Raw genomic sequence first — 9,386 nt, forward strand, 5'->3', positions numbered from 1 at the left:
TCTCCCCTGCCGGGGCGAGGGATTCATTTACGCGTGATGGGCGGGCGGGCCGTCTTGCCCTAGGCGGGCAAGTCGGCTGCTGTCGGGGCGATGATGGCGAAGCGGTCGGCGAGGGCTGCGAGGGAGGCGCGGTGGAGGTCGGGGGCGGCGATGATGCCGCCGCCGGGCATCGGCAGGTCGCGGGTGCCGCTGGCCTGGTCGACGATGGTGCAGCGATAGCCGAGATCGAGGGCCGCGCGGGCCGTCGAGCTGACGCACATATGGGTCTGGAAGCCGATCAGGATCAGCTCCGTGCGGCCGATCTTCTGTAGCGCCTCCTGCAGCTCGGTATGGGCGAAGGCGTTGGGCAGCGGCTTCCAGATCACCGGCTCGCCATCGGCCGGCTTCACGCTGTCGACGATCTGGCCGCGCGGGCCGTCGGGATCGAACGCGCCGCCGGTGCGGCCGCGATGGGCGATATGGACGATCGGCGTGCCCGCCTGGCGGCCGGCGGCCAGCACGCGCGCGGCCTCGGCCAGCGCCGGTTCGATGTCGGGCAGGGCCAGGCCGCCATTCACATATTCGTTCTGGCAATCGATGGCGATAATGGCGGCGGCGGACAGGGAAGACGGCGTCAACGACGCGCCGGACATTTCCAGCAGGGTCTTCGGGTGCGACATGGGAGGCTCCTCCGGCGGATGGTTTCTTTGCGCAGTAAGCTAGGCGAGCGCGGGGGGAAAGGCCAGCGCGCACGGCATATAGATCAGCTCATGTATTTCTGTTAGGAGTGCTACTGAAACGTGAGGGCCGGACGCCGCCGGCCGTTCAGCCGATACCCCCGGATTATGCCTGTATGCCGCTAGACCGCCGCGCGCCGCCGACAGCGATTCTCGTTGCCGTGACCATGACCGGCCCCTTGGCGCTGAACATCTTCGTGCCCTCCATGCCGCATATGGCGCAGGTGTTCGGCACCAGCTACGCCACCATCCAACTGACGCTGACGCTGTATCTGGCCGGCGTGGCGGTCGGTCAGCTGATCTATGGCCCGCTGTCGGACAAGTACGGACGGCGGCCAGTGCTGCTGGCCGGGTTGCTGCTCTATGTCGTCTCCAGCGTGGTGGCCATCGTGGCGCCGACGGTGGAATTGCTGATCCTGGGGCGAATCGTGCAGGCGGTCGGCGGCTGCGCCGGCATGGTGCTGACCCGCGCCATCGTGCGCGACATCTACACCCGCGACCGGGCGGCCAGCGTGTTCGCCTACATCATCATGGCGATGGCGGTCGCCCCGGCCATGGCCCCGGCCATCGGCGGCTATCTGGATGCGTGGTTCGGCTGGCAGGCCAGCTTCGCGGCCATCGCCATCTTCGGCGCGGTGGTGCTCGCCGGCTCCCTGCGCTGGCTGCACGAAACCCATTTCAACCGCATCGAGAGCGTCAATCTGGCGGCGATGCGGCGCGGTTACGCCAGCCTGATGCGCCGGCCGGTCTATCTGGGCTATGCCCTGTCGGTGGCGTTCTCCACCGGGGCGTTTTTCGCCTTCATCGGCGGCGCGCCCTATGTGGTGGTGGAACTGATCCACGCTACTCCGCAGGATTATGGGCTGTATTTCGTGCTGGTCTCGCTGGGCTACATGGCCGGCAGCTTCACCGCCGGGCGGCTGACCATGCGCCTGGGCGTCGACCGGATGATCCGGCTGGGCATCGCGATTTCGTCGCTGGGGGTGACCGGCATGCTGGCCGGCACGCTGTTGATGCCGCCCTCGCTGCCCTGGCTGTTCGTGCCGATGGCGGTGATCGCCATGGGCAACGGCGTCAGCCAGCCCAGCGGCGTGTCGGGCGCGGTCGGCGTCGATCCGGCCTTGGCGGGCTCGGCCTCCGGCCTGCTGGGGTTTCTTCAGATGGCGCTGGGCGGGCTGCTGACGTTGATCATCGGCCATATCCTGGCCGACAGCGCCGTGCCGCTGGCGATCATGATGGCGCTCAGCACGGCGCTGGGCTATGCCGCCTTCCGTCTGGTTCGTCGGGCCCGGCTCAGGGAGGCGCGCGCCGCCCTGAGCCAGGCCTCCGACGATTAGCGGCGATGCGGGCTTAGTAGCCCATCGCGCAGCCATCCTTGCGCGGGTCGGAGCCGGCGCACAGCACGCCCGTCTCCAGATCGCGCCAGATCGCCTGGCTGCCGCCGATCGGCTTCTTCGCCGGCGCGCGCTCGACCGTGTGGCCGCGCTTCTCCAGCTCGGCGACGGTCTCGGCGGAGACGCCGTTCTCGACCTGCAGCGGGCCGGCATAGGCGAAGGTTCGGGCGGCGTCCATCGCCTCCTGCACGTCCATGCCGCGATCCAGCACATTGGTGACGAAGCCGGCATGGCCGGTCGACTGGTACTGGCCGCCCATCACGCCGAACGGACCGACGCAGACATCGCCCTTCATCGCCATCGCCGGGATGATGGTGTGCATCGGCCGCTTGCCCGGCGCGATGGAGTTCGGATGGCCCGGGGTGAACTTGAACGACAGGCCGCGATTATGCAGCACCACGCCGGTCTTCGGCGTGACGATGGAGCTGCCAAAGCCGTGGAAGATCGAGTTGATGAAGGAGATCGCGTTGCCGTCCTTGTCGACCACGCACATGTAGGTCGTGTCCTTGTGCTCGACCTCGTCGACATCCACGGAGACCGGCGCGCCGGCCTTCGCCATGTCGATCTTGACGCGCAGCGCGTCGGCATAGGCCGGGCTGAGAATCTTCTCCACCGGCACATCGGCCTGGCGCGGGTCGCCGACGTAATCGTCGCGCTGGTGGTAGGCCAGCTTGGTCGCCTCGGCCAGCAGATGGATGCGGTCGGCCTCGCTAAGGCTGCCGGATTTCAGATCGAACCCGGACAGGATGTTCAGGATCAGCAGCGCTGTGATGCCCTGGCCGTTCGGCGGGCACTCATAAATGTCCAGGCCCTTGTAGCTGGTCTTGATCGGCTCGACATATTCGGCATCGGCGGCCGCGAAATCCTCCATCGTGTGCAGGCCGCCCCGGCTGCGCAGATGATTGACCATATCCTCGGCCACATCGCCCTTGTAGAAACCGTCGCGCCCTTGCGCCGCGATCTTCTTCAGCGTGGCCGCCAGCAGCGGGGCCTTGAAGATGGAGCCCACGGCCGGGGCCTTGCCGTCGACCAGCACGATCTTGCTGCTCACCGGGTCGGCCGCCAGGCGCGGCGCGTCGCCGGCCCAGTCGCTGCCGACCTTGGGGGCGACGACGAAGCCGTCCTCGGCCGCCTTGATCGCCGGCTGCAGCAATTCGGCGAGCGGGCGGGTGCCGTGATCGGCCACCAGCCTGTCCCAGGCCGCGACCGCGCCCGGCACGGTCACGCCATGCGGGCTGTTCAGCGCTGGCTGGGTCTGGCCGTTTTCCACGAACCATTCCGCCTTTGCGGCGGCCGGCGCCTTGCCGGAGCCGTTCATCGCAATAACCTTACCCTTGCCCTTCGGGGCGTAGAGCACGAAGCAATCGCCGCCGATGCCGGTCATCGCCGGCTCGATGACGCCCAGCAGCGCCACGGCGGCCACGGCGGCATCGACCGCGTTGCCGCCCTGCTTCAGAATTTCCAGCGCCGTCAGCGTGGCCAGCGGGTGCGATGTGGCGACGGCGGCATTGCGGGCATAGACCGGCGAGCGGCCGGGGAGGTGGAAGTCTCTCATGGGGCGTCCATTTGATTATGGGTTACTGAGCGGCGCAGACTATCGGCGCTGTGTCGCCCGTCATCTTTCAGAGCCCTACCGCCGGGTCAAGCGCAAACGGTCCGGGGCAGGGGCGGCGGCGAAAACGATTGCAAGGAAATAGGTCCATTGTCGCAGCTTCAAGCCATGAGCGGTGGTCGAGTGCCCTCCAGCCTGCGTCGCGAGGCGCTGGCGGCGGTGGCGGCCGGCGCGGCCGCGCTGTTGGTGCTGATCCTGACCGAGGAGGTGGGGCCGGCGCATGGGCTGCAGGTCGCCGCGCCCTATGCGGTGATGGCGCTGCTGATGCTGCGCGGGCTGCCCTATCACGCACCGCATCGGCATTTCGGCGCGGCCAATGCGGTGACGTTGGGCCGCGCGGTGGTCGCCTGCCTGCTGTCCGGGCTGATCGGCCGGCCGGAGATGGTGGCCGCCGCCGGCTGGGTCGTGCCGGTCGCCGCCACCGCCGTGCTGGCGCTGGACGGGCTGGACGGCTATATCGCCCGGCGCACCGGCCTGGCCAGCCGCTATGGCGCGCGCTTCGACATGGAGGTGGACGCCTTCCTGATCCTGGTATTGGCGCTGCTGGTGGCGCAGGGCCCGCAGGTCGGCCCCTGGATCATCCTGTGCGGGCTGATGCGCTATCTCTATGTCGGCTGGCTGACGCTGATGCCGCGCTTCGAGCGGGAATTGCCGCCGCGCTTCCGGCGCAAGGCGATCTTCGTCGCTCAGGCGGTCGGGCTGGTCGGCGCGCTGGTGCCGGGCATGCCGGTTCCGGCCGCCAACCTGCTGGCGCTGCTGGCGGCCGGCCTTGTCGCCGCCTCATTCGCCATCGATAGTTTCTGGCTCTATTCGCACGCCAAGGAGGATACGCGATGACCCGGTTTTCCCGTTCCCTATTAGCCCTGGCCGTCGCGGTTCCGCTGGCCTTCGCTAGCCAGGCGGAGGCAGCGCCGGAGCGCTACAGGATCGATTCCGAGCATATGGCCATCGGCTTCCTGGTGCAGCATATCGGCTACGCCTCGACGCTGGGCCAGTTCCGCGAGGCCGAGGGCGGCTTCACGTTTGACGAGCAGGCCCGCACGCTGACCGACCTTAAGGTCAGCATCAAGACCGCCAGCGTCTACACCGCGCACGAGAAGCGCGACGAGCATCTGCGCAAGGCCGATTTCCTGAATGTCGCGAAATACCCGGAAATGACCTTCGTGATGACCAGGGCCGAGCCGACCGGCGCGCGCACCGGCAAGGTCACCGGCGACCTGACGCTGCTGGGCGTCACCAAGCCGGTCACGCTGGACGTTACCTGGAACAAGAGCGGCGAGTACCCGTTCGGTGGGGGCGTGCTGGGCAAGCCGAACTACGTGACCGGCATCTCCGCGCGCGGCAGCTTCAAGCGCAGCGATTTCGGCATGGATTACGGCGTCGCGGACGGGCTGGTCGGCGACGACATCCAGCTCATCATCGAATTGGAAGCCATACGGCAGTAGGATATTTCTTGATCGGATTTTCCTCCAAGGACACCGAGATTCCGCATCTGTGGAGCCGCCTGTTGGCCGCCGAGCGCGGTCGGCGCGTGGCTCCGCCGGAGGCCGAGACGGCCGCCGGCCGCGCCTTCCTGGAACTCTATGGCGATTTCGCCGCCGGCCCCTTCACCCTGGGCCATCTGGGCCAGAGCGTGGACGGTCGCATCGCCACCGAGACGGGCCATTCGCATTATGTGACCGGCGAGGAGAACATCATCCATCTGCACCGGTTGCGCGCGCTGGCGGACGCGGTGATCGTCGGCGCGGGCACGGTGGCGGCGGACGATCCGGCGCTGACCGTGCGCCATGTCACCGGGCGGAACCCGGTTCGCGTGGTGATCGACCCCAAGGGCACGCTGCCCGCCGTGCGCAAGCTGTTCACGGATAGTGACGCGCCGACGCTGGTGCTGAGCACGGTGGAGCAGGGGCCGGGCGAGCGCATTGTCCTGCCGCCGGGCCCCAACGGGCTGGACCCGGCGGCCGTGGTCGAGACGCTGCGGGAGCGTGGTTTGACCCGGCTGTTCGTTGAGGGCGGCGGGGTGACCGTCTCCAGCTTTCTGAAGGCCGGGCTGCTCGACCGCTTGCAGATTGTCATCGCGCCGCTGCTGATCGGCTCCGGCGTGCCGGCGATCAGCCTGCCCTCGATCCAGAAAATGGACGAAGCACTGCGCCCGCCCTGCCGAATCAGTCGCATGGGCGAGGACGTGCTGTTCGATTTCGATCTCAGAAAATCTTCTTAACTCTCTGTTAACGCTAGAATATCGACATGGCCGACGCTGTGCCGGCTGTGGCCCGCGCCGAGCGCCAGCCGGCGGCGCTGCCGCCAATGCTCGATGGCGTCGGCCTGGGTGGGATCGATCTCCCGCGCCGATTGCACATAGAATCCCAGCAGCGCTTCCTGCATGTCGCGGTCGGTGGCTTCCATGCGCCAGTCGCTGCGGCCGGCCCGCACCGTGAAGCCGGCGGTGCGGAAGCGCTGCTCCGCCAGGGCAGCCGCGTCGGGACCAAGCGCCGGGCCGAAGCTCTTCATCTGCCGCTGGTGCCGGTCGAACAGCGCGTGCATCGCCGCATCCAGCCTGTCCGCCGGCGACCAGTCGAGCCGGCCGTCATAGCTGAGCGCTGCATAGCAGCCGAGCCGCCGGTCGCGGCACAGGCCGACCAGCCGGTCCAGCCATGCCGCCGAGACCAGATCCAGCAGGGCGGAGGCGGTGACGAGCTGCGCGCCCTCGGTCGGCAGCGCATCCAGCCTGGCCGACAAATCGGCGCGGAACGGCAGGGCCTCGGCCTGAAAGGTATCGCCGCTGACGGTGAAGCCATTCTCCTGTGCGGTCAGTACATAGCCCTTCGCCTCGGCCCAGGCCTGCGTCTCCGGCCGCTGGGCGGCGAGCAGGGCGGGGTCGTGGTCGACCAGCAGCCAGCGCTGCTCGCCGCCCAGCAACGGCGCCAGCACGCGCAGCGTGGCGCCCGTGCCGGCTCCCAGGTCGATCAGCCCCAGCCGGTCACGCCGCCGCCGCCAGGCGGTCAGCCGGGCCAGCAGGTCCGGATTGCGGGCGGCATCGTCATAGGGCGCGCGCAGGCGCAGCCAGCCGGCATCGAATCCGCTCATGCCTCCTCCAGCACGCGCGCCAGCCGCAGCGCGGAGCCGCGCCAGTCCGGCAGGGAATTGCGCGCCGCCAGTGCGCCCGCGCGCAGCCGGGCCAGCAGGGCCGGATCGTCCAGAACGCGCGCCAGGGCATCGGCCAGCGCCGGGGCATCGCCCGGCGGGACCAGCAGCCCGGCCTCGCGCGGCACGGTGGTCGGGATCGCCCCGCCGGTGGTGCCGATCACCGGCAGGCCACGGGCCAGCGCCTCAGCGAACACCATGCCATAGCCCTCGTAATGCGAGGCCAGCACGAACAGATCGGCGCTGTCGTAGAGCCGGGCGAGGGCGGCTTCGTCGATTTCGCCGACTAGTGAAACACGATCCGGCAAGTCATTGTTTTCAATAAATTCCTTAACCCGCCGCGCGGTCGCCGGATCGCGCGCGCCGCCGGCCAGGGTCAGCCGCCAGTCGCGGTGCCGCAGCCGGGCCAGCGCCGTCAGCAGCACGTCATGGCCCTTGCGCGGCGTCAGCGAGCCGACCGTCAGCAGGCCAAGCGCCGGCCCGCCGGAGCCGCGCGCCGGGTCGGCCGGGTCGGTGCCGGGCATGATGGTCGTCACCCGGTCCGCCGGCACGCCGTAGGCGGCCAGGGCCTGGGCGGTGAACGGGCTGGTGACGATGATGCGCCGCAACGGGGCCAGGGCGGCCCGCTCGCTGTCGAACAGGCTTCGGCGCTGGGCGTCGTCGAGGCCGGTCTCCTCGGCCAGCGGGTGGTGCACCAGGCCGACGATGCGCAGCCGCCCGGCCTGGGCCGCCACCGCGCCAGGCATGGCGCCCAGCGCCAGCCCGTCGATGAGCGCCAGCGCACCGTCCGGCAGGCCGGCCAGCAGGGCGGCGGCCTGGTCCAGCGCCTGCCGGTCGGGGAAGGGGAATCTGTCGGCCAGCCGGTGATGCGCGACATGCCAGCCAAGATCGGCCAGCTCGCGCATCATCCGGGAATCGTAGAGATAGCCGCCGGTGCGGGTGGCCGGGTCGCCGGGCAGCAGGAAATGCAGCGTGCTCAAGCCGGCAGCGCGCCTTCATAGGCGGCCCAGGCGGCGTGCGATTCGTGCAGGGTCACCTTCAGGCCCGCCAACCCGCCGGCCTGCGCGCCCAGATCGCCGGCCCGGATGCGCGCGGCCACGCGGTCGAACACCACCTTCGCCATGAACTCGGTGGTCGTGTTCTGGCCGCGAAACTGCGCCTCATCGTCCAGATTCTTGAAGTTGAACTCGGCCAGAACCGCTTTCAGCGCCTCGGTCGCGCGGCCGATATCGACCACGATGCCATCGCTGTCGAGCTGCGGCCGGCGGAATTCCAGATCGACCACATAGGTGGCGCCATGCAGCGCCTGGGCGGGGCCGAACACCGCGCCGACGAAGCTGTGGGCGATCATGAAATGGTCGCGGACGGTGACGCTGAACATACGGGTTTCCTTCAGTAACGAATACGGTGGCAGAGCGTGCCGCCAGGGGCGGCAGCGAGCGTCGGCATCAGGTCCGGCAGCTCCTCGAAGGCGCTTTCGCCGGTGATCAGCGCATCCAGCCGTGCATCCTGCAGCAGCGTGAGCGCCAGCGCCATGCGGTCGCCATAGGAGCGCCGGGCGCGCCGGGCCGGGGAGACGCCGCCGACCTGGGATGACTTCAATATCAATCTCTTGGAGTGGAATTCCTCGCCCAGCGGCAGAGGCACCAGGGTGCTGCCGTACCAGCTCATCTCCACCAGCGTCGCCTCGTAGCCGGCGAGCGTCAGGCCGGTTTGCAGGCCCATCGGGTTGCCGCTGGCATGGATGACGATATCGGCGTCGCGGCTGGCGTCGCGCACCTCCGCGAAGGGCACGTCCAGCGCCTCGGCGACGGCGCGCTTGGCCGGGTCGACATCGATCAGCTCCACCGTCGCGCCCGGCACCCGGCTGGCCAGCCAGGCGACCAGGCAGCCGACCACGCCGGCGCCAATCACCGCGATGCGGTCGCCGACCAGCGGGGCTGCGTCCCACAGCCCGTTGATGGCGGTTTCCATATTGGCGGCCAGCACGGCGCGTTCCGGCGGCAGCGCGGCGGGCAGGGGGGTGACGGCGTCGAGCGGAACCACATAGGCGCTCTGATGCGGATACAGGCAGAAGACCGGCGTGCCGGCCGGCAGCGCGCCTTCCTCCACCGCGCCGACATTGATGTAGCCATATTTCAGCGGCGCGGGAAAAAACCCGCCCTGGAACGGCGCGCGCATCGCCTGCCATTGGCTTTGCGGCACTTTTCCTTGGAAAACAAGGCTCTCCGTGCCTCGGCTAACGGCGCTGTACAGGGTGCGCACCCGCACCTCGCCCTCGCCGACGGCCGGCAGGCTCTCTTCGCGAAGGCTGCCCCGGCCGGGCTTGTCGATCCAGAAGGCGCGGGCGATACGGTCGGTCATGGCATCCTTAGGGTAGCGATGGAGGTGTGAATATAGGGCGTAATTGGAGGGGACAAAGCGCGAAAGCTGCTCTGCGGCGCTGAGTTGGCCAAGGACTCCCTCATGCTGAGGAGCGTGCGCCAAGAAACTTGGCGTGCGCGTCTCGAAGCATAAGGC

The 9,386-nt window shown here is 68.9% G+C and carries 10 protein-coding genes; 4 read left to right on the forward strand and 6 right to left on the reverse strand.

Annotation, left to right across the window (positions count from 1 at the left end):
• Nucleotides 1-59: 59 nt before the first annotated feature.
• Nucleotides 60-659, reverse strand: coding sequence for a cysteine hydrolase family protein (locus AUP43_RS02190; RefSeq protein ID WP_067552045.1), 600 nt, complete (start codon nt 657-659; stop codon nt 60-62).
• 173 nt (nt 660-832) lie between these two features.
• Here AUP43_RS02190 and AUP43_RS02195 point away from each other — a divergent pair, with 173 nt between their 5' ends.
• A complete protein-coding gene (locus AUP43_RS02195; protein WP_067552048.1) occupies nt 833-2,053 on the forward strand; it encodes a multidrug effflux MFS transporter in 1,221 nt (406 codons plus the stop codon).
• A 13-nt stretch (nt 2,054-2,066) separates the two neighbouring features.
• On the opposite strand, the gene ggt is transcribed toward AUP43_RS02195, so the two are convergent.
• A complete protein-coding gene (gene ggt, locus AUP43_RS02200) occupies nt 2,067-3,665 on the reverse strand; it encodes a gamma-glutamyltransferase (RefSeq protein ID WP_067552064.1) in 1,599 nt (532 codons plus the stop codon).
• A 165-nt stretch (nt 3,666-3,830) separates the two neighbouring features.
• Between ggt and AUP43_RS02205 the strand changes: the two genes are divergently transcribed.
• The 3 genes from AUP43_RS02205 to AUP43_RS02215 are packed head-to-tail and all read left to right on the forward strand — an operon-like array spanning nt 3,831 to nt 5,943.
• Complete coding sequence (locus AUP43_RS02205) at nt 3,831-4,559, forward strand: CDP-alcohol phosphatidyltransferase family protein (RefSeq protein ID WP_067552067.1); 729 nt, start codon at nt 3,831-3,833, stop codon at nt 4,557-4,559.
• A complete protein-coding gene (locus tag AUP43_RS02210) occupies nt 4,556-5,167 on the forward strand; it encodes a YceI family protein (RefSeq protein ID WP_067552070.1) in 612 nt (203 codons plus the stop codon). The genes AUP43_RS02205 and AUP43_RS02210 overlap by 4 nt, the downstream gene beginning before the upstream one ends.
• Before the next feature lie 8 nt (nt 5,168-5,175).
• Nucleotides 5,176-5,943 (forward strand): RibD family protein, encoded by a 768-nt coding sequence (locus AUP43_RS02215; protein ID WP_232314855.1) that lies wholly within the window; start codon nt 5,176-5,178, stop codon nt 5,941-5,943.
• Here AUP43_RS02215 and AUP43_RS02220 read toward each other — a convergent pair.
• From AUP43_RS02220 to AUP43_RS02235, 4 genes are read right to left on the reverse strand one after another with little or no spacing between them, the layout of a single operon-like run.
• Nucleotides 5,940-6,809: a hypothetical protein gene (locus tag AUP43_RS02220; protein WP_067552073.1), complete on the reverse strand. Its 870-nt coding sequence runs from the start codon at nt 6,807-6,809 to the stop codon at nt 5,940-5,942. The genes AUP43_RS02215 and AUP43_RS02220 overlap by 4 nt on opposite strands.
• A complete protein-coding gene (locus AUP43_RS02225) occupies nt 6,806-7,846 on the reverse strand; it encodes a glycosyltransferase family 4 protein (RefSeq protein WP_067552076.1) in 1,041 nt (346 codons plus the stop codon). The genes AUP43_RS02220 and AUP43_RS02225 overlap by 4 nt, the downstream gene beginning before the upstream one ends.
• Nucleotides 7,843-8,247 (reverse strand): 6-pyruvoyl trahydropterin synthase family protein, encoded by a 405-nt coding sequence (locus tag AUP43_RS02230; protein ID WP_067552079.1) that lies wholly within the window; start codon nt 8,245-8,247, stop codon nt 7,843-7,845. Before AUP43_RS02230 ends, AUP43_RS02225 begins: the two co-directional genes overlap by 4 nt.
• Nucleotides 8,248-8,258: 11 nt before the next feature.
• Entirely contained in the window at nt 8,259-9,230 is a 972-nt protein-coding gene (locus AUP43_RS02235; RefSeq protein WP_067552082.1) for a zinc-dependent alcohol dehydrogenase, read from the reverse strand.
• Nucleotides 9,231-9,386 lie beyond the last annotated feature (156 nt).

This window comes from Oceanibaculum pacificum, from assembly GCF_001618175.1.
Classification (GTDB): Bacteria; Pseudomonadota; Alphaproteobacteria; order Oceanibaculales; family Oceanibaculaceae; genus Oceanibaculum; species Oceanibaculum pacificum.